The sequence below is a fragment of the Streptomyces similanensis genome (assembly GCF_039543625.1).
Classification (GTDB): domain Bacteria; phylum Actinomycetota; class Actinomycetes; order Streptomycetales; family Streptomycetaceae; genus Streptomyces; species Streptomyces similanensis.
In genome coordinates this window covers 75,912-98,674 of record NZ_BAABKC010000044.1, presented here as the reverse complement: position 1 = coordinate 98,674, position 22,763 = coordinate 75,912, and the positions used below count along the sequence as shown (strand labels likewise).

General features: G+C 71.2%; 30 protein-coding genes. 1 reads left to right on the top strand and 29 read right to left on the bottom strand.

Going from position 1 to position 22,763, the window contains the following annotated elements; all coding sequences use genetic code 11:
• Positions 1-3: 3 nt before the first annotated feature.
• From ABEB07_RS14655 to ABEB07_RS14645, 3 genes are read right to left on the bottom strand one after another with little or no spacing between them, the layout of a single operon-like run.
• Positions 4-300 (bottom strand): hypothetical protein, encoded by a 297-nt coding sequence (locus tag ABEB07_RS14655; protein ID WP_345668715.1) that lies wholly within the window; start codon positions 298-300, stop codon positions 4-6.
• Complete coding sequence (locus tag ABEB07_RS14650) at positions 300-776, bottom strand: hypothetical protein (RefSeq protein WP_345668714.1); 477 nt, start codon at positions 774-776, stop codon at positions 300-302. The genes ABEB07_RS14655 and ABEB07_RS14650 overlap by 1 nt, the downstream gene beginning before the upstream one ends.
• On the bottom strand, positions 773-1,234 hold the full coding sequence (locus ABEB07_RS14645; RefSeq protein ID WP_345668713.1) for an ATP-binding protein: 462 nt from the start codon (positions 1,232-1,234) through the stop codon (positions 773-775). The genes ABEB07_RS14650 and ABEB07_RS14645 overlap by 4 nt, the downstream gene beginning before the upstream one ends.
• Before the next feature lie 192 nt (positions 1,235-1,426).
• Between ABEB07_RS14645 and ABEB07_RS14640 the strand changes: the two genes are divergently transcribed.
• The gene (locus ABEB07_RS14640) at positions 1,427-2,167 is read left to right on the top strand and encodes a GntR family transcriptional regulator (RefSeq protein ID WP_345668712.1); all 741 of its coding nucleotides are present in this window, start codon (positions 1,427-1,429) and stop codon (positions 2,165-2,167) included.
• A 63-nt stretch (positions 2,168-2,230) separates the two neighbouring features.
• On the opposite strand, the gene ABEB07_RS14635 is transcribed toward ABEB07_RS14640, so the two are convergent.
• From ABEB07_RS14635 to ABEB07_RS14510, 26 genes are all read right to left on the bottom strand, one after another.
• The gene (locus tag ABEB07_RS14635) at positions 2,231-2,494 is read right to left on the bottom strand and encodes a hypothetical protein (protein ID WP_345668711.1); all 264 of its coding nucleotides are present in this window, start codon (positions 2,492-2,494) and stop codon (positions 2,231-2,233) included.
• The gene (locus ABEB07_RS14630) at positions 2,491-2,730 is read right to left on the bottom strand and encodes a hypothetical protein (protein ID WP_345668710.1); all 240 of its coding nucleotides are present in this window, start codon (positions 2,728-2,730) and stop codon (positions 2,491-2,493) included. The genes ABEB07_RS14635 and ABEB07_RS14630 overlap by 4 nt, the downstream gene beginning before the upstream one ends.
• Positions 2,731-2,802: 72 nt before the next feature.
• Positions 2,803-3,711: a glycoside hydrolase family 25 protein gene (locus ABEB07_RS14625; protein ID WP_345668708.1), complete on the bottom strand. Its 909-nt coding sequence runs from the start codon at positions 3,709-3,711 to the stop codon at positions 2,803-2,805.
• A 75-nt stretch (positions 3,712-3,786) separates the two neighbouring features.
• Positions 3,787-4,200 carry a hypothetical protein gene (locus ABEB07_RS14620; RefSeq protein ID WP_345668707.1) on the bottom strand — a complete coding sequence of 138 codons (414 nt, stop codon included), beginning with the start codon at positions 4,198-4,200 and terminating at the stop codon, positions 3,787-3,789.
• Positions 4,201-4,213: 13 nt separating this feature from the next.
• Entirely contained in the window at positions 4,214-7,372 is a 3,159-nt protein-coding gene (locus ABEB07_RS14615; RefSeq protein WP_345668706.1) for a hypothetical protein, read from the bottom strand.
• The gene (locus ABEB07_RS14610; protein WP_345668705.1) at positions 7,369-9,849 is read right to left on the bottom strand and encodes a phage tail tape measure protein; all 2,481 of its coding nucleotides are present in this window, start codon (positions 9,847-9,849) and stop codon (positions 7,369-7,371) included. Before ABEB07_RS14610 ends, ABEB07_RS14615 begins: the two co-directional genes overlap by 4 nt.
• Before the next feature lie 44 nt (positions 9,850-9,893).
• Entirely contained in the window at positions 9,894-10,100 is a 207-nt protein-coding gene (locus ABEB07_RS14605; RefSeq protein ID WP_345668704.1) for a hypothetical protein, read from the bottom strand.
• The gene (locus ABEB07_RS14600; RefSeq protein WP_345668703.1) at positions 10,097-10,582 is read right to left on the bottom strand and encodes a DUF7426 family protein; all 486 of its coding nucleotides are present in this window, start codon (positions 10,580-10,582) and stop codon (positions 10,097-10,099) included. The genes ABEB07_RS14605 and ABEB07_RS14600 overlap by 4 nt, the downstream gene beginning before the upstream one ends.
• Before the next feature lie 2 nt (positions 10,583-10,584).
• Positions 10,585-11,076: a phage tail tube protein gene (locus tag ABEB07_RS14595; RefSeq protein ID WP_345668702.1), complete on the bottom strand. Its 492-nt coding sequence runs from the start codon at positions 11,074-11,076 to the stop codon at positions 10,585-10,587.
• Positions 11,077-11,088: 12 nt separating this feature from the next.
• A complete protein-coding gene (locus ABEB07_RS14590; RefSeq protein WP_345668701.1) occupies positions 11,089-11,526 on the bottom strand; it encodes a minor capsid protein in 438 nt (145 codons plus the stop codon).
• Positions 11,523-11,870, bottom strand: a complete 348-nt coding sequence (locus ABEB07_RS14585) for a hypothetical protein (protein WP_345668700.1) — start codon at positions 11,868-11,870, stop codon at positions 11,523-11,525. Before ABEB07_RS14585 ends, ABEB07_RS14590 begins: the two co-directional genes overlap by 4 nt.
• Positions 11,867-12,181: a hypothetical protein gene (locus tag ABEB07_RS14580; protein WP_345668699.1), complete on the bottom strand. Its 315-nt coding sequence runs from the start codon at positions 12,179-12,181 to the stop codon at positions 11,867-11,869. The genes ABEB07_RS14585 and ABEB07_RS14580 overlap by 4 nt, the downstream gene beginning before the upstream one ends.
• Positions 12,178-12,585 (bottom strand): hypothetical protein, encoded by a 408-nt coding sequence (locus ABEB07_RS14575; protein ID WP_345668698.1) that lies wholly within the window; start codon positions 12,583-12,585, stop codon positions 12,178-12,180. Before ABEB07_RS14575 ends, ABEB07_RS14580 begins: the two co-directional genes overlap by 4 nt.
• Positions 12,586-12,588: 3 nt before the next feature.
• Complete coding sequence (locus tag ABEB07_RS14570) at positions 12,589-12,891, bottom strand: hypothetical protein (RefSeq protein WP_345668697.1); 303 nt, start codon at positions 12,889-12,891, stop codon at positions 12,589-12,591.
• Positions 12,892-12,893: 2 nt separating this feature from the next.
• Complete coding sequence (locus ABEB07_RS14565) at positions 12,894-13,901, bottom strand: major capsid protein (RefSeq protein WP_345668696.1); 1,008 nt, start codon at positions 13,899-13,901, stop codon at positions 12,894-12,896.
• Between the two features lie 49 nt (positions 13,902-13,950).
• Positions 13,951-14,664 (bottom strand): hypothetical protein, encoded by a 714-nt coding sequence (locus tag ABEB07_RS14560; RefSeq protein ID WP_345668695.1) that lies wholly within the window; start codon positions 14,662-14,664, stop codon positions 13,951-13,953.
• 123 nt (positions 14,665-14,787) lie between these two features.
• On the bottom strand, positions 14,788-14,955 hold the full coding sequence (locus ABEB07_RS14555) for an Rmf/CrpP fold protein (RefSeq protein ID WP_345668694.1): 168 nt from the start codon (positions 14,953-14,955) through the stop codon (positions 14,788-14,790).
• A gap of 4 nt (positions 14,956-14,959) precedes the next feature.
• Positions 14,960-17,173, bottom strand: a complete 2,214-nt coding sequence (locus ABEB07_RS14550; RefSeq protein ID WP_425589010.1) for a phage minor capsid protein — start codon at positions 17,171-17,173, stop codon at positions 14,960-14,962.
• 31 nt (positions 17,174-17,204) lie between these two features.
• Entirely contained in the window at positions 17,205-18,689 is a 1,485-nt protein-coding gene (locus ABEB07_RS14545; RefSeq protein ID WP_345668692.1) for a phage portal protein, read from the bottom strand.
• Positions 18,673-18,870: a hypothetical protein gene (locus tag ABEB07_RS14540; protein ID WP_345668691.1), complete on the bottom strand. Its 198-nt coding sequence runs from the start codon at positions 18,868-18,870 to the stop codon at positions 18,673-18,675. The genes ABEB07_RS14545 and ABEB07_RS14540 overlap by 17 nt, the downstream gene beginning before the upstream one ends.
• A 13-nt stretch (positions 18,871-18,883) precedes the next feature.
• Entirely contained in the window at positions 18,884-20,116 is a 1,233-nt protein-coding gene (locus ABEB07_RS14535; RefSeq protein ID WP_345668690.1) for a PBSX family phage terminase large subunit, read from the bottom strand.
• On the bottom strand, positions 20,109-20,663 hold the full coding sequence (locus ABEB07_RS14530) for a helix-turn-helix domain-containing protein (RefSeq protein ID WP_345668689.1): 555 nt from the start codon (positions 20,661-20,663) through the stop codon (positions 20,109-20,111). The genes ABEB07_RS14535 and ABEB07_RS14530 overlap by 8 nt, the downstream gene beginning before the upstream one ends.
• Positions 20,664-20,683: 20 nt before the next feature.
• On the bottom strand, positions 20,684-20,875 hold the full coding sequence (locus ABEB07_RS14525) for a hypothetical protein (protein WP_345668688.1): 192 nt from the start codon (positions 20,873-20,875) through the stop codon (positions 20,684-20,686).
• Between the two features lie 69 nt (positions 20,876-20,944).
• Positions 20,945-21,334 (bottom strand): hypothetical protein, encoded by a 390-nt coding sequence (locus tag ABEB07_RS14520; protein ID WP_345668687.1) that lies wholly within the window; start codon positions 21,332-21,334, stop codon positions 20,945-20,947.
• 154 nt (positions 21,335-21,488) lie between these two features.
• Positions 21,489-21,983, bottom strand: coding sequence for a hypothetical protein (locus ABEB07_RS14515; protein WP_345668686.1), 495 nt, complete (start codon positions 21,981-21,983; stop codon positions 21,489-21,491).
• 83 nt (positions 21,984-22,066) lie between these two features.
• Positions 22,067-22,759, bottom strand: a complete 693-nt coding sequence (locus tag ABEB07_RS14510) for a helix-turn-helix domain-containing protein (protein ID WP_345668685.1) — start codon at positions 22,757-22,759, stop codon at positions 22,067-22,069.
• Positions 22,760-22,763 lie beyond the last annotated feature (4 nt).

Genomic DNA, 22,763 nt, shown 5'->3' with positions numbered 1-22,763 from the left:
GCCTCACCACTGCCGCGCCAGAGTGGGAGGCATGAACAGGTCACGTGCTCGGTGCTGCGCCCACACCTGGCCCGCGTCGCCGTCGTCCCGCCGGGCGTACACCGGGCACAGATCACAGCCGTCAAGGTGCTGCGCCGGCACCTGGCGCGGGTGGACGTCCGCTATGTGCCGGGCGAGCTGGAGCTGTTCCCAGAAGCAGTCTTCGGACTTGTCCCACCATTCTGCGAGTTCCAGCAGCAGCCGGACGCACTCCGGGCACGCCCACATGAAGGGGGGCGGCAGCGGCCGTTGCGTCGCCATCACCGGCCCCGCAGAGTGGTCGCGCCCATGTAGGCGCGGCCGGTAGCGGCGATGCGGTCGAGGTACGCGCCTACCGCGTCCGGACCGGCCCCGGGCGGGATCGGGTCGAGGCCGATCGTGACGCACACCTGGCCGCCGCGTGTCAGGTACGACAGCCACTCGCCGCCCGGCGCCGGAATCCGCATGTGGAACTGAGGGTGCCCGTAGTCGAGAGCGACGTACGCGCCGCGGAGCAAGAGGCGCGCGCCGACGTCCGGCACCCGGTCAGCGGCCGGCCGCAAGCGCATCGCGCCGATCATGCCCAGGAGGCCATCCTCGACCGAGGATGCAGTCTCACCGGGGCGCCGCGGGGGCGCGTGCCCGATCAGCAGGTACGCGATGCGCCCCACCTGCGCACTGACCTCGACCCACGTTGTTACCGTGCAGCCGGCGACGAACCCCGGACCCGGCACGGTCCGGAAGGACAGCTCCGTCACCGCGCCACCTCCGCCCACACGGCTTTGCCGAGCGGCCGATCGTCAACGTCCCATCGCGTGGCGAGCGTGTCGACGATGTGCAGGCCGCGCCCGCGCACCCGCGTGCCCGCCTCCTCGCGGAACGCCGGGCGGCGCCGCACCGGGTCATGCACCTCGACGCGCACGCGGTCGGCGGTGGTCAGCACGACGACAAGCAGTGAGTCACCCGGCTCGCTGCCGTAGCGGAAGGCGTTGGTCACCAGCTCTGAAGCGATGAGCAGCACGGCATCGACGCACTCGGCCCCCAGGGGCTGGTCATCGGCGGCCAGGACTTCCCGAACGAACTTCCGAGCATGCGCCGCCGCTTCCGCGGCCGAGGGCAAGACCAGCTGCGGCGGCGGGCCGGCCGGTGGGGAACAGCATCCAGATAACGCGTGCGGTCCTGTCACCGCAGATTCACGAACGGTACGGTTCGTCACGTCGACTCCTTCGCAGTCGGCCACGCCCCGGGGCCGTTCGCGCGGTCGCCGGGGTTCGACGTGTGTGCTAGGTCAGACCGTAGCGTGACCTAGGACAGTGCACCATGTGTACGCGAGCACTTCCCTCGACGGGATTCCGCGTGTCCTAGTACAGTCCCGGTGAACTAGGACACGCGGCGCTGGGGAGCCTCCATGACCGAACACCCGTACATGCAGGTTGCGGAGCGCATCCGGCGCCGCATCCTCGACGGCGAGCTACGCGAAGGCGAGAAGCTGCCACCCATGCGAGAGCTGGCCGTGATGGAAGGCGTAGCCGTCGCCACCCTCGGCCGCAGCCTCGATCACCTTCAGGTGGAGGGCTACATCACCACGTCGCGACGTGGAACTTTCGTGGCCAACGCGCCCAAGGTCACGGCCAGCGCGTACGACCGGATCACCCGCGTGCTCCGCACCGGCTCCGTCCTCGCCGAGGGCGAGAGCCTGATCGTCACCCAAGCCGAGCTGATCAAACCGCCGCAGTACGTGGCCGAGCTTTTCGACCTTGAAGACGGCGATCAGGTGGTACACCGGCAGTGGCACACAGGGAAGGGGCAGCAGCGCACCGGCCTGTTCGTCACCTGGTACCCGGCGCACTTCGCCGCAGCAGTTCCCGAGCTGCTGTCCACGAACCCCCGGACGGCGCCCGGCCTGCTGGTGAAAATCCAGCAGGCCATAGGGCGCACGGCACGCTGGGGCCGTGACGACCTGCACGGCCGCGACGCGGACGCCCGCGAGGCCAGCTTCCTTGCGCTGCGGACCGGCGCCCCGATCCTGGCCGGCGCTCACCGGCTGTGGGACGAGCAAGGCGTCATCGAGTACGGGGAATGGTGCCTGCCGTACCGGCTGACCGTGGGCTACGAGTACGCGCTCGATGCAGCACCCGAGGAAGCCTGACCCCGGGAACGCAGAAGGCGCCCCCTCGCGCGGCCACACGGCCGTACGAGGGGGCGTTGCGGTTCATCGGCCGGACGCCTGCCACACGGCCACGATGAGCGCGCCCACGCCCGTGAGCGCGCCCATGGCCGGAAGGGGCCACCGGTTCCGTTCGAGGGCGTCGAGGCGGCTCTCGTGGTCGGCGATGGCGCGGTCCGTCTGGTCGCCGCGCTGCACGAGCAGGGCGAGGGAGCCATCGACGCGGGCGAAACCCGTTTCCATCGTGCCGCGTAGCCGCTCCAGCTCGACGGCGACCGCGGCCGGGTCGGACGGGGTGGGGATCGTCACTGGCCGGTGCCTCCGTCGGGGTCGTCGACCAGGCCGAGCCCGAAGCGGTCGAGCAGCTGCTCGACGGCGGGCAGGGCCATGACGCGGGCAAGGCCGCCGGCGACGGCGAGCGCGCCGGCCACCCACGGCAGGGACTCGGGCACGCCGGACGCGTGCACGATGGCGGGCAGGGCGACGGCCGTGCCGACGGCGGTCTGAAGGACGGTGCGGACGCTGCGCTTGGCGGCGGAAGTCATGGGGGGTGCCTCTCGTGAGGGGGGTGGTTGGGGGGGCGCCCGCCCGGCCCGTGGCCGGACGGGCGCGGTGGCCTACTTGCCGTAGGCGAGGGCGAAGAGGGCGGCCCACCCGCGGGGGCCGATCGCCGGGTCCCGGGTCACGCCCTTGGCCTTGTACTGCGGGTGCTGGTCGTGGAACTTGGCGACAGCGGCTTGCGTGGCGGGACCGTAGTTCGGGGACTCCACCACGCTCTTGGCCATCAGGCCGAGCACCGTGCAGGCGCGCTGAAGCGGGACCGCGGACGGGGCGGCCTTTCCCGGGGCGAGACCCTTGGGGAACGGCGGCGGGGTGTACGAGCCGCTGCTCGCGGCGCCGCCGGCCCACTCGCGCAGCGCGTCCGGGGACAGGTAGCAGACGGACCGGTCCACCGGGTTCGAGGTGAACTGCCAGAACGTCACCTCACGCCCGGACGGCTTCGGCCGGGCGTGCTTCACGGCCTCGGCGTAGGTGTCGCAGCTGGCGCCCGGGTACGCCGGGTACCACAGCGGCACGCCGCTCGGGACGTGGCCGGCCGCGAGGTCGTCGGCGCTGGTGTAGACGCCGACGCGCTGACCCGGGAACGCCTTCTGCACGGCCGCGATCCACGCCGTGGCGTACGCCTTGATCTGCGCGGCCGACCGGCCCCGGTAGTTCCGGCCGTCGCTGTACTGCTCCAGATCGAGCCAGTGCGTGAAGCCCTTCCCCGCGTACGGCTTCACCGCGGCGATGTAGTTCGCCGCTTCCTTCGCGGCGTCCTGGTTCGGCCACGCGAAGTGGTAGGCGCCCGGGACCAAACCGGCCTTGATGATGCCCTTGATGTGGGTGGCGAACTTCGGGTCGTGGCTGCTCTGGCCTTCGGACGCCTTGGCGAAGGCGAAGGCGACGCCCTCGCGCTTGCGGGTCGTCCAGTCCTGCGTGCTCTGGTAGGCGGACACGTCGATGCCGTACGAGTAGGTGCTCATGGTGTGGTGCCTCCTGGGCATGAAAAACGCCCGGCGCGGTGGGCTGCGCCGGGCGTGCTGGTCGTGCGGAAGGGGTCAGCCGGGGATGCGGCCGGTGGCGGACTTGATCATGAGGAAGTCGAGGCGGAGAGACGTCACCGCCGACGCCTGGCCGGTGAGCTGCCACGTGCCGCTTGTAAGCAGGGCCACGCGGAACGGGGTAGAGGGGCCGGTGCCCGCGCCGGGCCAGTTCCTCTCATAGTCCGACGGTGCATAGGCGCTGTTGAACGCGAAGAACGGATACGTGGCCGTCGTGCCCCCCGAGCAGTTGATGATCCCTTTGAACTCGCGAACCACCTCGTCACGTACGAAGACGTCGCGGGCCATGGGTTGCGACGAGCCGTCGGCGGCGTTGCTCAGGTAGGAGCCGAGACTCGTGAGCGGCACCCACGGAGTGGCATCTTGAAGACGCCCAGCAGTGATCAGCATCCCGGGTTGCCACAACGTCACGGGAGTTCCTTTCTCAGAGGGCGACGACCGCCGGCTCTGCGAGATTGACGGGGGTCCCGGCGGCCTGCGCCTTGCGGACACTGTTGACGGAGCGGACGACGGTGAACGTCTGCGGCGAGGAGGCGCCTACGATCTTGGTCACGGTCATGCGTTCGCCGCCCACGACCACATCGAACGGGAACTCGCTCTCGTTCGCGGCAGTCGTGATCCACGGCATGCCGACGGACACCTTGACGCTGAGCGTTGCGTCTGTCGGCCCTGCGGCGGCCGCGAGTGTGCTGCCGTCCGTGTCCGCCCGCGCCGCCGTGCCCCTGACGAACATGAGGTCATCGATCCACGCGGCGTCCTCCCCGGCCGCGCCGCTGTTGTCCTTGACGTACCGGAAGGTGACTGTGAGGGCGCCGGTCACGGGGATGGTGGCCTGGCGCCATCCGGTCAGGCCCTGAGCGCGCAGTATCTGCACGCCGTCGACCAGGACCACGAACCGGTCGCCCTCGAATCCGGGGCCGCTCTCCTCGCTGCTGACGTAGTACCAGAACGTGAGCGATGTCGCCCCGGTCGGTACGGTCACCACGGCGTCACTGACCTGGTTGTTGCCGATCGCCCCGGACTTCAGCGACCAGGTGTCGGACTGGTAGTGGACCTGCGACCGCACCCACGGGGCGTTGCCCCCGCTGGTGATGGTGACCGAGTAGGTGCTCCGGCTGAAGTCCTCGACGAGCACGGATTCGGCCAACGTCCACGGTCCGGCTGCCGCACAGTTCAGCGTGAGGGACCAAGCCCGGGGGAGCAGCGTCTCGGCGAGGCTGTCGACCAGCAGATCGACCCGGCCTGATCCGGTGAACTGGCGGGGCAGGTTGATAATCCGGACAAGGTCGCCCTCGCGGAGGTCGAGCACGGCCGGAATCAGTTCGGGGCACTTGTGGAGCAGGAGAGTGACCGACGGGTACCGGGCCTCATCCCAGGTCGACAGGTGCAGGAGCCAGTTCGCCATCGGCTCTGTCTGCTCGTCGGTGGCGAGGTTGAGGGTGGTCGAGTCGGCGACCAGGCCGATACCGGCCGGCGGGGCCTGAGTGGACAGTGCGCCTGTGGTGAGTTCCGCCGTCCCGCTGCTGCCGCCCGCCCGCTCGACTTCCCACAGGTTCCGCACGCTGTCGTCCTCGACAGGCTCGAACGGCTCGGCGAGCTGGCCGCGGCTGTAGTCGAGGATCAGTGCCGGTTGCTGGTTGTAGAGGCTCGTACGGGTGCGATACAGCAACTCCCGCCGGTCGGGTGACTCGCACAGGAGACCGCCGTCGGCTTCCGCGCACTCCCGCAGCAGGTCCAACAGTTCAGCGGCTCCCTGCGGGCCGACCGGGGCGGTGTCGGCAGGCGCGCCGACCAGACGGAGCGGTACGCCCTCCTCGCCGGCCAAGCGCAGCATCCGAGTACCGGCCGGTTCCCCGGCCCACCCGGTGATCGCGTTCTCATAGCCGAAGTTGTCATCGACCGACCATGCGGTGATGTGGCCGAGAGCCATACCGGACAGGTCGGCGCTGTAACCGTCGGGCGGGGAGGCTACAGCCGTGGGGCGGCCCACGGTGCCGGTCAAGGTGCCGTTGATGGCGACCGCGGAGGCGCCCACCGTCACCCAACCGATATGCCAGTTGATCAGTGAGCCTTGCTGAACGGCACTGAACTCGGCTTTCATCCAACGCCCGTACGGACCACCGGTCAGCGCTCCCCAGGTGAAAGGGCTGTCGAGGATGGTGGTCTCATCGCTGTTCTTCGCGAGGATCTTGAATCCGGTGGCGCTGGCCTGGATGTACCACTCGGCGACTGTGCCGGTGGACAGAATCCGCATGAAGGTGCGGGTCGTCGTGTTCGGCTGGTCGAGACGGAACAGCCACTGCACTCCCCACTTCGTGAGGGTGCTCGACGGGGCGGGTATCCGTCCGAGCATCGTGCACGGGTTGCCGGTCGCCGGGTTGATGGTCGGCAGGGGCTTGGACGCGGCGAGGGATGAGTCACGCGCCCACGTGGTCGCGGTCATCTTCAGCGGTCGCACGCCCGTGGTCGGCGACGCCGCTTGGGTGGCGTTCGGACCGTCCTCCATCGGCCAATAGGCCAGCGGCTTGTAGGACGGGATGCGCCGCCGTAGGGGCGAGTCGAGGGTGCGCTGTCCCGCGCTCAACCGGCGCAGGATGCCCGCGGCGGTGATCGGCGTCCACGCGTCGCGCGCGCTTGTCGACCACTTCGCCGGCCACTCGGGAACCTCGCCCTCGAACCGGACGATGCGGTCGGTGATCGCTCCGGCGGCGACCGTCCACGCACGGCCCGCGCTGTCCGTGAACTGGGTGGTGCCGGCGGCCTGCGCGGTGAAGTCGGGCGCGGCGGCGAGCACGCCGTCGATGCCGTTGCGGACTTCGGCGCGGTACGTCTTCCCCTTCGCCGGCGGCCGGGCTGGGGTCGAGTCCGCTTGCGAGGGCGCGATCGTGAGTGGCGCGTTGCTGTTGTAGACCGAGATCGGTCCCAGCGCGGTGGTGGGGAAGGTGTACAGCAGGGTCCATGGGCCCTGGAGGGACGGCGCGCTGTAGACGTTGAGGGTGCAACCGCCCGCCCCGTTGTCGGCGTCGAGAGTTCCGCGCAGCGCGGCCCGGCGGGGCAGAGCGGGCAAGGTGCCCGCGACGCCCACGCCAGTGGTGCCGTTCGTGCTCACCTGGAAGTACACGGCCCCGTCTTGTAGCCGCAGGTGGTAGGACCGGTTCCCGGCGGCCGAGGACCACTTGCCGATGAGCATCTGCGCCCCGGACGCGTTCCAGTCGGCCTCTCCCTCCCACCGGACGTCGAGGTCGCCGGTGATGTCAAGGGCGGCCGCGTCCGGCGTGGTCGCCAGAGCGGCGGTTCCCGTCATGTCGAGGTACCGGCCGGTCCCGGGCAGGGTGATGCGGAAAGGGGTGTTCCTGCCGAGCTGGCCGTACCACGGGCCTTCCGCGTTCTTCGGCGTGTACCTCCCGTCCACGTTGCGGAGGGTCGCCGAGCAGACGGCCGGGTCCGCGGCGTTCGACTTGTACGGGCGCCCGCGCGTGTGGGTGATCGGGTCCCGCGTGTACAGGTCGCTGGTGATGTCCTGCCACGTGTCGCCGAGTTTCAGTTCGCCCCTGAGTCCCAAGGGCGTGGTCGGGAACGTCATGCGGCCTTCCCCATCAGTACGAATTGGACGTTGCCGCCGCGGCTCGCGACGACCTTGCGGAGTTCGCTGACCATGAGGTCGCCGAGGGCGGTGCCGTCGGAACCGATCCGGACGACGTCCGGCGCGGCGGCACTGGACGCGGTGCGGGAGGGGCCGGCGGCGGCCGCGCTGCGCGCCGTTGCCTGCCCTGCCGTCGGCACGGACACGAGGTTGCGCATCGCCCGATCGACTGCCGGCGCTTCGCCCTCGATGCCCGCGACGATGCCGCGCGGAATCCACCGGCCGATCTGGTCACGCATCACACGGCTCGGGCTGTGGATGCCCAACGCCTTCGCGACCGGCCCCGGGATGACGTCCTTGGCCCACCCGATGATCTTGGAGCGGAGCCAGCCGCCCATGCCGAGGATGCCGTTCCACAAGCCGCGAACGACGTCCTTGCCCTTGCCGACGAGCAGGCCACCCATGTTGACCAACGCGTTCTTGATCTTGTTGGGCAAGCCCGACACGTAGGACAGGAACGCAACCACCTTCGCGGCGGTGGCGACGGTGAAGGAACGCCAGGCGGATGACGCCTGCGCGGCGAGCTTGGCGCCCATGCTGGAGACCGCACTCGTCGCGCGGCCCGGCAGGCCCGTCAGCCACGCGACCAGCGCGAGCAGGTGAGCCAACGCCCAGTCCTTCGCCTGGCCGAACCACCGCGCCACGTCGCCCGGGATCGAGGCGAGACCACCGATCGCGAGCAGGGCCAGATCCTTGGCCCCCGTGATCTTCGCGACCACCCAGTCCCAGGCGGCGAGGGTGGCGCCCTTGATCTGATCCCAGTAGGCAATCACGAGGATGACCGCAGCGGCGATACCGACGATGACCCACGTGATCGGGTTGGCCAGAAGCGCCGAGTTCATCGCCCACACGGACACGGCAGCGATCCCGAACGCGATACCCAGGGCACCGACCCCGACCGCGAGGGCCTTCGCGACGTCTTTGTGTTCGGACAGGTAGCCGGTGGCCTTGCTGAGCACCGGTACGACCTTCGTGCCCAACGTCTCGATGAACGCCTGTGACGCCTTCCGCTTGAACTGCTCGACCTGCGCCGCCGCGTTGTCGCGGAGGCTGTCGCCGAGCTTCTGCGACGCCCCGGCCGCACCATCCATGCTCTTGGACGCCTTGCCGACGTCCAGAGCGAACAGAGCCGCGCCGAGGTCTTCGCCAGGGCCACCGAAGAGGGTAGAGACGATCTGCTTCGCCTCCTGCGAGTCCGGCCCGAGCGTCTTCAGCTTCCGAAGGACGCGGTCCATGCCCTCTTCACCGCGCTTGCCGCCGGCGGCGATGTCGTCGCCGGTCTTCTTCGCGTCCAGACCGAGCGCCTTGAACGCGTCCTTCACTCCGTCGCTGCCGTCGGTGGCACGGAGCTGAAGCTCCTTGAACGCGTCGGCGATCTTGTCGGTGTCCTGGACCCATCCGCCCTGCACGCCTTGCCGGATCAGGCCGAGCGCCGTCTGACCGGACAAGCCGGCCTGCTTGAACACGGGCGAGTACTCGCGGAACGTCTCAACCAAGTCCTCACCCGCGGGGCCAAGCCCCTGCATGCCCTTGGTGAGCAGGTCGAACGCCTCGGTCGAGTCCTTCGCAAGGCCGTTCTTGATCATGCCCGCAGCGGCCTGCGCCGACGTCGTCAGGTCGACGTCGAACGTACTCGCGAGATCCTGCGCCTTGGTGGCGATGGACTCGATCTGTGCGTTCGTCGCGCCAGCCGGGATGAGACCCGCGCCCATCACGGCGCGGATCGTCTCCGCAGCGCTCTCGAAGTCCTCCGTGACCGCGCTCGTGTACAGGCGGCCCGCGATCTTGCCGTACCGCTGCGCCTGCGGCCCGGTCGCCCCGAGCTGCGCGCCGAGCTTGGCCACGATCTGACCCTGTTCGAGCGCCGCCCCGAACCCCTCGACCAACGCAACGCCCGCGGCGGCCCCGACAGCGGCCATCGCGAGTTTCCCGGTGAACTCCTCCCGGAAGGATGAGCCCAGCTCGCCCATGCCGGACTGGCCACGCTCACGCATCCGAGCGAGAAACGACTCCCCACCCTGCTCGCCCGCATCGCCCGCAGCGTCGGCGGCCTCATCCCCGCCGCGACGGACGCCCTCAGCGAGGCTGTTGCCCGCCTGCCGGGCGCCCTGGTCCACGCCATCGGTGAACCGCTGCCCGGCCTGAACGCCGGCGCGGCGCGCTTCGGCTTCAGCCTCGGCGGCCGCGGCCGTGACGGCGTCAACCAGCTCGCCGCGCATGTTCCGCCACTCGCCGTCAGCGCCCCGCACAAGGCCCTCGCCGAGCTGCTGCCCGGCACCCTGCCCGGCCCGCTCGGCGGTGTCGCCAAGCTGCTGCCCGGACTGCCGCATCGCCTGCTCAACGCGGCGTAGCGCGGTCGTCACGGGCCGATCGTCAACGGTGATGGTCGCGGCCAGTTCGCCAACGGTGAGCGCCACGCCACGGACCTCCCTTCGGGTAGGTCGCGCGCGCGGCGCGGTGTTCAGTTGGTGCGGTCGGCCGCCCCCGGCGGCGGGCAGAGCTGCCGGTACAGGCGGGAGTCAGCGGAGAGCAGGCCGAAGATCCGCGTGCGCAGCCAGCGCCACGAACGGGACTGGAGTAGGCCCGGCTCCTCGACGTCGATGCCGTACTGGTCGTGAAGGTCGTTCTCCACGAGCGGCCACTCGGCGAGGATCTGCCGCCACGTCACCCGCGTCGCGGGCGCTTCTTTCCGCTGCCGCTCTTGCCCTGGCGGCGGGTCGTAGAACTCGTGGAGCCCCGAGACCGGGTCGAACTCTCCGTGCCCGATGAGGCCCGGCGCGTCGCTCGGTTCGGGGCCAGTTGAGAAGGGTCGCCGCCCGAGTTCCAGTAGCGTTCGGCGGCGTCCTCGTCCTGGATGATCCACGCGACGGCGGTCATGGCGCAGTGCTTGAGCGCCGGCCACTTCACCCCGTCGGCGATCATCTCGGCGTACGCGGTGCCGAGCACGTCGCGGTACAGGTCCAGTTCGGCGGCGTCGTCCAACACGGCATCGCTGACCTTGCCGCCGCCGGCCGCGGTCGCGGCGGCCTGCATGACGTTCTGCACCCGCAGGCCCGTCTTGGCGGACGGCGGCGGCACCGTGTACGTCTTGCCGCCGATCGGCAGGGGGAGCCCCGCATCGAGCAGGGCTCCCAGTTCCTTGAACGCCACGATCAGCCCCCCGCCGGCGCGAGCGGGTTGGTGATCGGGATGCGCTTGCCCTTGCCCTTGAGCGTGACCTTGACGGAATCGAGGTCGTCGGTCGCGGTGCCGTCCGGCTCCCACTGGACCAGGGCGTACCCCTCGAACGCCTCCGGGCGGCCCTCGCGGTCGTACCACCTCACGTGCACCTTCGAGCCGGTACCGAAGTTACTGGACGCCAGGCGCAGCGCCTCTTGCGCGGCGTTGAACTGCTTCGTTTCGGGGTGGCACCTGTGGAGCATCGTGATCTCCGCGCTCCACTTGTATTCGGTGGCGTCCTCGTCGCCCCATCCCTCGTCGTCGTAGGTCGTGGTGGGCTGGGTGGTCTGATCGACCTTCGGCGCGAACTCCTTGATCCCGGGGAGCCATGCCCACGTGGTGGTGCCGGTCCCGGTGTCGATGTCGACGCGGTACCGGCGGGCAAGCGCGGTCTCGGTCTCGGCCGGCGGGGCGGGGGTCGTCATGGTGGAGTCCTCCTATTCGAGGCGGTCGGATGCCGGGCGCTGCGCCCGGACGGTGTAGTTGCTGGTGCGCTCGAACCGGCCGGTGGCGTCGCGGCCCAGTGAGGCGGAGTTGTCGCGCTTCATGAACCGGAGCGCGGCCGTGCCGAACGTCTGATCCCGCAGGCCGTGCAGTGCGAGGAACACGGCCTCGTCGAGGTCGGCCACGTCGCGCGGGTCCGCGCCCGCGCGGGTACGCACCTGCATGGCGACCGTGCAGTCCGTCATGGCCGGGTCGTCGGTGGTGTCGTAGGCGGTGAGGACGATGGCGCGGTCCGGGCTGTCCGGCATCACCGTGTCCGTGAGCGCGGTCTCGCCCGGCTTGTAGACGCCGGTCGGCCGGTACGTGGCCGCGCCCGCATCCGCGATCGTCTGGGCGAGCCCGTCGACCAGGTCCCGCAGAAAGCCGCTCACCGGAGCGCCCTCCGTACCTGCGCGTCGATGATCCGGCCGACGGTGTCCGCCTCGCTCCGGGCGGCCTTCTCCAGCCACTTCGCTTCGCGGCCGGCGTCGTGCCGTAGCGACATGTCCTCGTGCTGCCGGACGGCATACGGGGTGTCGTACGAGACGGCGCCCGTCAGGGACCCCTCATCGACCGTGGCCACGCCCGAGCGTTCGAGCGTGCCTTCCTCGATCGGGACACGCTGGTTGGAGACTTCGAGCAGGTGCTCGGTGCCGAGCCGGACGCCGCGCGCGGCCGCGGCGCGGAGTGCGGTCTCGACGGCGGGCCCGTGCCACGTGATCCGTACAGGGCTCACTCGCAGTACACCTCCGTCGATTCCGGCACGGGCAGGCCCGGCGCGGTGTGGTGCGAGACGGTGAGGACCCGGGTCATCCGGCCGTCGGGGAGGATCACCCGCGAGCCGACCGGGCAGACGAGATCGGGACCCGCGTAGACCTGCGCGGTCGAGACGGTCACGGTGCCGGTGGCGTCGCGGATGTGCTTGACGGTCTCGGCAACCAGGGCCGCGGCTGCGGTCGGCTCCCCGAACACATCGCCGTACGCGCCTGCGCCCTCGTACGGCTCGATCGTGACCGTGTGCCGAAGCAGCCAGCCGGGCAGCTTCACCAGATCACCTCCCACCGGATCACGTCCGGCGGCAGGGTCCGCAGCAGGTCCCACGCTTCGGGGGCCAGCATCCGGGCGGGCGAGGCATCCGGGGACACGTCGGTAACGGACCGACCGAGGGTGACCGGGCCGAGGGTCACGGACCCCCATCCGGCGCCCGCTGCTCCGGTGCTGTCGCCGACCTCGTCCCACCATCCGACCTGGATGCACACGGCCTCGCGGAACGCGTCGCGCAGCTCGGGGGCCGTGGGCATGCCGTCGTCGTCGGTGGCGTACAGGCATGCCTTCAACACGCGCTCGTCGAGGAACCGGGACGCGCGGGAGAGCAGGCGGGCGGCGTCGGCCGGGGCCGGTTGCCCGGTGTACGCCGCGAGCTGGTCGGGGGTGGCGTACACGCGGGCCACCGGTCACCCCCCGTACGTGTCGATGAGCTGTTCCTTCGTCATCGCCTCGTGGTCGCCCGGGTCCTGCCGGTCGGCGTAGGCGACCCACTCGGCCTTGGACGCGGAACGGGCCGGACGCTCGGCGGCGTCCGGTCTGCCGTCCCCGCTCGGCGGGGCGTGCGGCGGCTCGTCCTCGACGCCGTAGCCATGGCGGCGGGCGTAGGCGATGACCGCCGGGTGGTCGGTCTCGGCGCGGCCGTCCTGGAAGACCAGGCCACCCACGCCGGGACCGGTGAAGCCCTTCACGGGCGCGGTGATCACAGCCACGGTCAGGCCACCTTGATGTTCCGGTAGACGGCCGCGGCCTTGGTCGCCTTGAGGGCGACGCCGACCGGCCCCATCTCGACCTCGCCGCGCTTGACGGCGCCGGCCTTGGTGAAATCCGGCAGGTAGGACGACACGATCTGACCGCCCGCGGTGGCCACGCCGTGGAAGCCGTCGAGGCCGGCGCGGTAGGCGTACAGGTCGGTGAGGCCGGTCGCTGCGGTGCCGCCCACGGTCCGGTTCTCGACGGGGATGATGGGGTCGTTGGTGCCCGCCTTGGCGCCGGGGTCGGCAAACGTGATGTTGCCGTACGCCTCGCGCTCGATCGGCCGGTTGTCCGGTCCGAGCAGGCCGTCCACGGGGTTCCGCGAGTACATGCCGGCGCGGCGGGCCGCGGCGCGGACGCGGGCCAGGGCCTTGGCGTTGCCGAGGATCAGGGTGGGCGCGCCGTCGAGCAGGGACAGGAACTCATCGATGGCGTCCAGCGCCTTGTGCTCGGCGCGGCTGCCCGAGTCGAAGTCCGACCAGTCGGTGACCTTGTCGGCGCGAAACTCGGTGTCCGAGCCGGTCAGGGCCTTGTCGAGCCCGTCGAAGCCGTTCGCGTCCTCGGTGACGTCGCCGTTGATCACGGCGTCCTGGAACTTCGTGGACGTGGCCTTGATCTTCTGCGCCATGTTCAGCGCGACGGCGCCGGACGCGGCCGGGCCGATCTGCGCGATGACGCGGTCCACAGAGAAGCTGCCGCCGAGGACCGCGAGGTCAACGGAGTACCGCTGTGTGGTGACGTTGCTGTCCGTGTACTCGCTGTTGAGCGCACGGAAGCTCGCGGTCGGCTGGGTGATCAGCCGGCGGTAGCCGTAGGTGAGGGTTGCCCCACCGCCGGCCGGGTTGACGGCCTGGTCGAACTGGAGCGAGTCCAGGACGACGGACGCCTTCCGGAACTCGTCGATGACCTGAAGGTCGAGGTCGTCGGTCGTGTTGTTCTTGGCCTCGGCCAGAGAGATAGCGGGCACGGGCGGTACTCCTGTCTACGGGGCCGCCCGTGGTCCGGGCGGCTGGGGGTCAGCTCGCCGCGAGTCGCGCGGCGATGGCGTCGGAGAGGTTGGCGGGCTTGCGCTCGCCGGGGGTGGTGTGGCCGAAGTCGGCGCCGCTGCGGGCGGGGCCGTACTGGGCGGCGAGGTGCGGGTGCGTCTTCAGAACCTCGACCAGCGCGTTCTTGACCGCGTTGGCGTCGGCCGGGTTGACGGCGGCGAGCGCGGTCATGGCGGCCTGCGAGTCGATGACGCGGGTGATGTCGACGCCGGCCGCGGGGGCGGCGGCGATGACTGCCGTCTGGACGGCGAGCCTCTGCGCCGGGTCCGGTCCCACAGGCGCGGGCGGGGCCGCGGGCTCACCCTGGGGCACCGGGGCGGGCGCGGGCTGCGGCGCGGTGCCCTGCGCCTTGGTGCGCCAGTCGGCGGCTTCGGCACGCGTGTCGCGGATGATCTTCTGCGCCCAGTCGGGCAGCGAAGCGACGTCCTGCGGTTCCCCCTGCGCGGGCGCGGGCGCGGGCGGGGCCGCGGGCGCCGGGGCAGGCGCGGGCGGGTTGGCCGGTGCCGGGGCGGGGGTCGGCGGGACGCTCGGCGCGGGCGGGGCCGGCGGCGCGGCGGGCGCAGGCGCGGGGGCTCCTTCACCGCTGCCGCCCGCGATGGCGAAGATGGGCCGGCCGTCGCGGCGGCGGCCGAGGATCGTACCGGCGGGGTGGCTGGCGAGGGGGTGTCGGAACGGGCTGGACATGACGGGGCCTCCTGGGCCGTGTCGGGGGCGGCGCGCGCCTGGCGGGCCGCGTGTCGGGGCAAACAGAAACGGCCCCCTGCGCCTGGCTGGGGGCCGTTCGGGTGGTGCTGTCAGTGGCGGGTGCTACGCGTCCTCACCCGGGTCGGGCAGGGGCGGCGCGGTTCGGGCGTAGCCCTTGATCCACGCCGTGCGGAGCAGTCCCTCGTGCGGGCAGACGGTTGGTGGGTCGCCGCGGCGCCCGGCCGCGGCTCCGTCCAGTACGGCGCGGGTGATCTCCTCGCGCGCGCCCATCCGCTCACCTCCGGTTCTGGTGGTCGGCCTCGTTCTTCTTCGCCCCGGCCGCCCATCGCTGTGCGCGGCCGGTCACGGACTCGATGAACTCGGCCTGCGTCATGCGGCCGTGCTCGGCCCACCACGCCTTCAGCTCGTCCGACGCGCGGGCGTGGGAGATCCGGGCAGGGCCTGAGAACAGGCTAAGCGGGGAGTGTCCGGCGGCGCGCGCCTTCGCGTTGAGCAACACGCCGTTGCACGCCTCGTCCGCGGCGAGCATCTGCCGATACACGTACTCCTCGTACATGCGCCGGGCCTCGGCCCGGGAGACCTGCGGTACCTCGCCCGCGGCCACGGCCTCATCGCGGGCGGACTGCCGGGCGATCTCCTCGGCCAGCTCGGCGGCGAACTGCTCATCGTCGGCGAGGGCGCCCCACCCGTCCGGGTCCGGCACCGGGTCCATCGCTTCGGCGAGGGCATCGCGGTCGGCGAGCATGTCGGCGACGGCGTCACCGGTCGCGGCCGGCGGCGGCAGCTCCACCGGATACCGGCTGTCGAACTCGGCGGCGATTTGCTCCAGCTCGGCCGGCTCGGCGTACGTCATGCACCACGCGAGTTCGTCGTCCCCCACGGCCGTGAGGTCGTCGGCGAGCTGCCCGCCGGGGAAGTGCTCGGCGAGCATGTCGCGGCGGTGCGCCTCGGCGGCCAACTCGCTCACGTCGTCGGTGCTGTGGGCGATGGCCTCGCGCACCCGCGCGGCGAGCTGGTCGTCGGAGAGCCGTACGAGATCGGCGCGGACGCCCGGCAGGCGCGCGGCCATGTCGCGGCGGTCCATCTCCCCAGCGATGCGCAGCGCGCCCGGGGTGTCGACGTGGGGCAGGACGCGGCCGAGTTCGTCGTCGCTGAACTCGGCGAGGTCGTCGGCGAGCTTCCCGCGCGGGTGGGCACGTTCGAGCAGGGCTGCGGTGTCGCGGCGGTCCGCTTCGGCCTCGATCCGCATGCGGGCGCGGTCGTCAAGCGGGGTGCGCAGCGCGGCCGACAGCTGGTCGTCGCTCATCTCGCGCACGGTGTGCTCGTCGCCGGACCACACGCGGGCGCGCTCGATCTGGTCGGGTGCGGCCGGCGTCTGCTTCGGCGGGAGGTTCGACGCGCCGGGCTGCTCGCGAGGGGGGAGGCGGCGTAGGTCGGGGTGCGCCCTGAGGTGGTCGCGCATGGCGGCCTGGTGCGCGCGGACCTTCGCGCGGGCGGCGCGCTGCTCCTCCGGGGTCGTCGCGGCGGCCTCGCGGTTCTTCCACTTCCGGATGTTCCGCTCGATCGCCCGCTGACGCTGTCCGGCCTCGTACCCGTCCGGGTCCGGGTCGGCGTCGCCCACCTTCGTGATGCCGGGCGTGTATGCGGCCACGCTGTGACGGCAGTTCGGGTGCTGCAAGCCGGCGGCGCGCGCCTCGTCCAGCGATCCGGCCACGTCTACGCGGATCATGCGGCCGTCCTCGGTGGCATGCTCCAGCTCGACTGTGCGCCGGCCGCCCGGCCCGCCGATGCTGAGCACGCGCCGTTCCCACGGGCGGCACAGCGGGCACTCGCGCGGCGAGTTGGACACGATGACCAGGTCAACGCCCGCGTCGGACAGGGTCCGCATGTGGGCCTCGGTCGCGGCCCGGCCCACGCTCGTGCGCACGGCCATCTCGGCGTAGCTGGTGAGCTGCCACCGTCGGCCGGACCGGTCCACGAACGAGGTGATGCCGCGATCGGCGAACGCCCGCATGGCGTCCTGGGTGGCCTGTCGGCGGGTGCCTGCGCCCAGTAGGGGCGTTGCGGTCACCTCGGAGACCACCTGTCGGTAGCCGTCCTCGACGCCGCGCAGAATGGCGCGGTGCCGGTCGGTCAGGAGGGAGGTGGTTTCCTCGGCGAGCCTGTCGACGGCCTGAGCGTTCGGGGTGACGTCGTCGACCAGGCGGCGCGCGTCGTCGGACAGGGCCCCCAGCTCGGCGACGGCGGCACGGTGCCCGGTGTTGTACGCGTCAGCAACCGCGTCGAACACGTCGAGCTGCACGGCCTTGCCCAGCTCATCGACCACGGCCTGAGCGGCCCGCCGTACCTTCTGGATCGCGGCAAGTTTGGCCGTGGCCCACCCGGGCGCTTCAAGGCCCTGTGCGAGCTGCCGTGCGACGATGCCCAACAACCTTGCCTCGGCGTCGGCGTACAGGTCGCGGGTGCGCGCGGCAAGATCCTCGACCATGCCCGGATGGATCGCCACGGCGCACCCCCTGTCACATCGGGAACGTGCCCACGGGGTCCGGGGCTTCGGCGGCGCCGGTCTCCTTCAAGATCGCGGCGGCCTCTGCCTTCACGGCCGTGTCGTCCCACTCCGGGTGCAGGATCTTCACCTTGGTGTTCGCGCTCACGGCCTGCGCGCGGTTGAGGAGTTCGAGCGTGGTCGCTGTGCTCTGCAAGCTCTCAGCGACGCCCGGCCCGAACTCGATCGACGGCCGCTCGGGTGTGATCGGGCGGCCGAACAGGACCTTGTCGAGCTGTAGTTGAACGTGCAGTTGCTCGGCCAGGCCGTGCTTGAAGTACCCGGCCTTCTTCCCGCGGGTGACCGTGCTGCGCCGGTCGCGGCTGTCGGACTCGGTGGCGGTGATCGGCTGCCCTTCGCCTTCGAGCCCGAAGGACTGTGCGGAGTAGCCGGCGGACTGGGCGGCCTGGCGCACGATGGCCTCGGTGGTGGACTGGTGCTCGGCGACCCGGATGCCGAACTGGGCGAGCGTGATCGACGCGCCTGCCTCGTTGGGCGGCATCTTCAGCGTCCGGTAGACCTCTTCGTCCTCGTCGAACTCAGCTCCCTTGCCGGGTCCGTTGTCCCGCAGGTAGCCGTCCGGGACGATGAGCCGGGCGCGGGCGAGCCGGATATCCCGCATCCAGCTCGTCCACACCTCGTCCAAGCTGTCGAACAGGTCGTGAAGCGGCGCGGCGTAGTCGCTGCGCCCGATCGGCGCGGTGCGGTGGAGCCGGTTCGGCAACATGTTCGGCACGTACGACGCCGTGAGCTGCTGGATACCGGTCTCGATGGACTGCCCGTCGCTGCCGAGGCTGTCGGTGAGGTCGGCGGTGTCGGGGTGCTCGGTGAGCGGCACCATGCGGCCAACGTTGGTCTTCGTGCCCTGGTAGAGGGTGTGCACGATGCGGCCCGGCTCGTGCCGCTCGATGTGCCGCCACACCTGCGCGTCGGTCGAGCCGTCCAGCTCGCGCCAGAAGTTCACGGCCCGCAGCATCCCGAACCGGAACTCCGGCAAGCTGGCGTCCGGCTGCATGACGGTGATCATCGGGTAGTCGGCGACGTCCCGCGCCCACGTCGTCCGCAGGAACACCCCGGACAGGGCGGCGGCCTGCTCGGCTGCGCCCAAGAGGGTCTGCTGAAGGCGCCCTTCGTCCATCAGGGTGTCGAGGCGCCTTTGCGTCGCCTCGTCGCTGACCTTGATAGCTGGCATGTCGGTGAACAGGAGGTCAGCCGAGGTCGAGGCGATGTCGCCGGGCAGGGGGACGTGTAGCCGGTGGTCACGGCGGCCGTGGTTCTGCCGGGAGCGGCGCCCCCACAGGCCGAGCAGGCCGCGCCTGGCGCGGTGCTCGTGGTGGCCGTAGACGCGGGCGAGGCGGTGCCGGTCCCCGGCGTACCAGGCGTCGTCTATCTCCATGCGCCGGTAGTGCTCTGCCCACTGCGGGGGCGGCCACGCGGACCCGTCAGCGGGGAGCGGCATCGGTGCTCACCTCCTCGTCGGTCACGCGGTCGTACGCGTCGGCGGCGGCGCGCAGTGCATCGGCGATCTGCGGCCCGACCTGCTCGCGGCCGTTGACCGTGATGGTGCCGACGTCGGCGGAGTGGCCGCCGATCGTGAGGCGGACGGGCAGGCGGAGTGTGGGGAACGGCGTCGCGGCCACGGCGGCGACCTCCTTACGCGGCGAGGGTGAGCAGGTGCCGCCACTCCTGGGCGGTCGAATGGACGACGTAGCGCAACGCATCGCAACTGTGGTCGTTGATCTTGACGGGCTTGTCGTCGCCCTTCTCCGCCGCTTTCTCGTCCCAGACGTAGCCGGGCAGCTCATCGAGCAGGCCCGTACAGGACCGGTGGATGCGGAGCACGCCGGCGGCGAGCAGCGAGGCCACGTCCCGGATTCCGTCGCTGACGTCGTTGGACGCCTTGGCCAGGTTGGGGAAACCGTCCTCGTACGCCTGCCGGATGAAGCTCGCGGCGGACGGGTCGACGAACGACCACTCCGGGGTGACGCCCTGCTCGGTCAGCCACGCGCGGATTGCAGCGCTGTACTGCGCATCGGTCATCTGCCGTTGCGCCTGCCGGGAGTCGTGACGCCATTCAGCGCACACGTACAGGCGGCCGTCGACGCCCTCGCCAAGCAGGATCACGGAGGTGGCGTTGACCGTGCCGTAGTCCATGCCGAGCCAGTGCCGGCGCATCTCGGGCAGCTCGTCCACCACGTGGACGGCCTCGTCGTACGCCTCATAGATGGCTCCCTCGGCCATCACCCACAGGCCCTGAACGTTCCGCTTGTAGAACAGGCCGCGGTAAGACGCCTTGGTCCTGGCCTTGTACCCGTCGCTGAGGCCCGGGTTGTCGTCCATCACGAAGTGCCACGACCGGAGCCGGGTCTCGCGGGGGCGGAGTAGGTACTCCTTGCGCGCCCAGTGGTTCGGGTTGTCCGGGTTGGTCGTGGCGTAGATTCTGCTGCCCTCGACCGAGCAGCGGGCGTTGAGCTGGTCGTAGAACGTCTTGGGGAGCGTGGTCAGCTCGTCCACGTACGCCCCGGCACAGGTCAAGCCGCGCACCTTCGGCTCGGCCTGGGCGTCATTGGCGCCCAACGTGTGCACGGTGCGCCCCAGCACGTTCGCCGTGGGCGCACCGCTCGTGTAGTGAATGTCCCGGGTCAGGTTGCCGAAGATCGTCGGGTCCATCAGCGGGCCGAACACGTTCCGCGCAAGCGAGTCGCGGGTGCGCCCGACCATGACCAGCTCGCCGCCCTCGGGCCGGTTGCACACGAAGTCCAACCAGCCGAGCAGGCTCGCGATCGTCTTCCCGGACCGAACCGACCCCTCCCAAACGTTCTGGAAGGCGCGCGCTTCGAGGATGCTGTCGACCTGCTTCGGGGACAGGGCGAGCGCGCTACGCATCGGCGTCGCCCTCGGCGGCCTGGTCGTCAGGCACGAACTCGGGCGGCGGCCCGCCGTGCCGTTCGGCGTAGTCGCGGGCAAGGCCGGCCATCAGGTCGCCGATCACGGACCGGCTCTCGGCGGCTCCGTCGTCCTTCGGCGGGACGAGCTTGAGCGACCGGTCGAGGGCGGTGGCGACGATGCCCATGATGGCGCGCCGGTCGGCCGCGGTCGGCTCGGGCTGCGTCTTCTCGGCGTACTTGTGGTCCTTGCCGCCCCACTCCCAATACAGGGTGGGCCGGCTCATCTTGTCGGCCTCGCGCTCGGCTATGTCCTGTAGCCGCTCGGCGAACGCGGTGCGGCGCGCGGCGAGGTCGGCCTTGCGGACGGCGGTCGCGGCGGCCACCTCGGGCGCCCGGTCGAACGACAGGCCCAGCTCGCTTGCGAGCTTCGAGACGGTCGAGGGGCTGCGCTTGATGGCGCGGGCGATCTCGTTGCGTGCCTTGCCCTGGCCGTGCAGCCGCTTGACGGCGGCGCGGTCCTTGGCGGTGATGGGGCGGGCAACCACGGCTCACCCCCTCGGCGCGGTCAGGCGTTCAGCTCGACGCAGTGGCGTACGGCCTCGGCCGCGAGCTTCCACGCGTTTTGCACGGGCGTGGTGAGGTCGCCCCACTCGGGCAGCTCCTCGCCGCGGACGTTCTTGTTGTCGGTGCTCTCGGCGTACGCCTCGTAGGCGTCCTGGGCGAGGCGGTCAATGGTCGGGCGGACCTTGAACAGCACGGGGGCTCCTTGGGCATGAGGAACGCCCCGCGGCTCGGCCGGCGGGGCGTTGGTCGGTGCGGTGTGGTGCTACGCGGGGCACTTCCGTCCCTGCTGCGCCTCGTACTCGGTCTTCCCGTCATCGAGACCCGTGGCCGCTGCGCCGACGGAGCCGACCGCCTTCTTCCCGTTGGCGAGCCGGTTGTCGACCTTGGCCGTGCCGCCCGTCGCGCAGTTGATCTCTACGAACCACCCGGCGTCGTCCTTCAGCCCGCCGGCCACGTCATCGAACACGGCGCGGAGATCCTTGGCCGAGGTGACCTCGACCTGTACGCGGCGCTGGTTCCCGCTGTCGTCCTGGTGGGTGATCTTGTACGGCGGCGCGGCGGGCTTGTCGTCGCTGCTGTCGCTGCTGCTGCACGCGGTGAGCGCGGCGGCGGCGAGCAGGACGGTAACGGCGGCGGTGGCGCGGTGCTTCACGTGGTCCCCCCACGGGTTGGTGACTGTCCCGAGTGGGACGCGTGGGGCGGGGCGATGGTTGCACGGGGCACACGAATGCCCCCGCAGTGCTTGATGCGGGGGCGTTCGTTTCCGGGCACGCCGGGGTCGCCCCCGACTCTAGGTCACGGAAAGGTCACGGCGCAACCTGCGCGCGGGCCGGCGCGCGACCGGACGGCCGGTGCTGCTCCGTGGGGAAGCGGCGCTCCAGTGCTGCGCTCCACCTGGCGCGCTCGCGGTCGGCGTAGGCGCGGACGATGCCGGCGAGTGGAGCGGGGAGCGCACCGGTACGCCGGTCGACCAACACGTTCAGGTCGCGGATCAGGTCCGGCGCCAGTTCCCTGATGAGGGCGGTGCGGGGCGGCGTGTGCCGGTCTCCGCTGGTCGGGGCGGGTGGTGCGGGAGTGGCGCGCTCCGTCTGCTGCGAGGGCTCCGGTGTGGAGGGCTCCACCTGCTCCACGGTGGTGTGCTCCGGTGCGGGGGCGGTGCGGATGATGCGGGCAACGGTGGTGTGGTGGAGGCCCGTCTCGCGTGCGATGGAGCGGGCGGAGGCTCCAGCGGCGGCGCGCTGGCGTATGTCGGCGTCGCGGGCGGCGCGCTCCGCGGCGAGGGTAGGGTGCGTGGTGGCCATTGGTCGGGGTGCTTCCGATCGTGGTTAGTCGGGCCCGTCCGGGGGTGTCGTCCCCGTGTGCGGGCCCGCGCTGCTGTCTGGGGCTACTGAGCGTCCGGGCAGTCCTCGCCCGACCAGTCCTTGAAAGGCAGGTCGCAGAGTCGGCAGCGCATGCCGGCGCTCGGCGTCTTTCGGTGCCAGTCATGCCCGCCGCTCGTCTTCCGGTCGCACCAAGCGGGCTCGTCCTGCTGCTGGGCGGCGCGCTGCTCGCGGAGCACTCGGTACACGTAGCGCTCGCTCACGCCGAGGTCGTCAGCGGTGTCTGCGACGCGTGCGCCTGCTTCGGCGTCGGCGAGAATGAGTCGGGGCGTGATGGCGGCGGCGGCCTCGGCGGCGAGGCGGAGCGCGCGTACCTCGCTGGTGTCGAGGCTGTCGGCGAGGTGGTCGAGCAGGGCGGCGCGGGCCTCCTCGTCATCGGCGCTGGCGGCCCAGCCGTCCGCGATGGCGCGTACGGTCTCGAACGGGTCGCGGTCCTCGTCGGGGTCGCCGCCGGCGGCGATGATCTCAAGGCGGCGCGCGTGCTCGTACTCCTCGAACGCGGCGAGCATGCTGAGCTGGAACCGGCCGATCGAGGTGTCCGCTTCGATGCTCTGGGCGAGTTTGCTGCGGTTGTAGGCGGCGAGCATGCCCTCGACGGCGCCCTGTTGGCCGGCCGGGTGCGTGGGGAACTTCGACGCGTCGGCCCGCTGGTACTCGGCGACGGTGGGCTCGTCGTCCGGCTGCTGGTCCTTGGGCATCTCT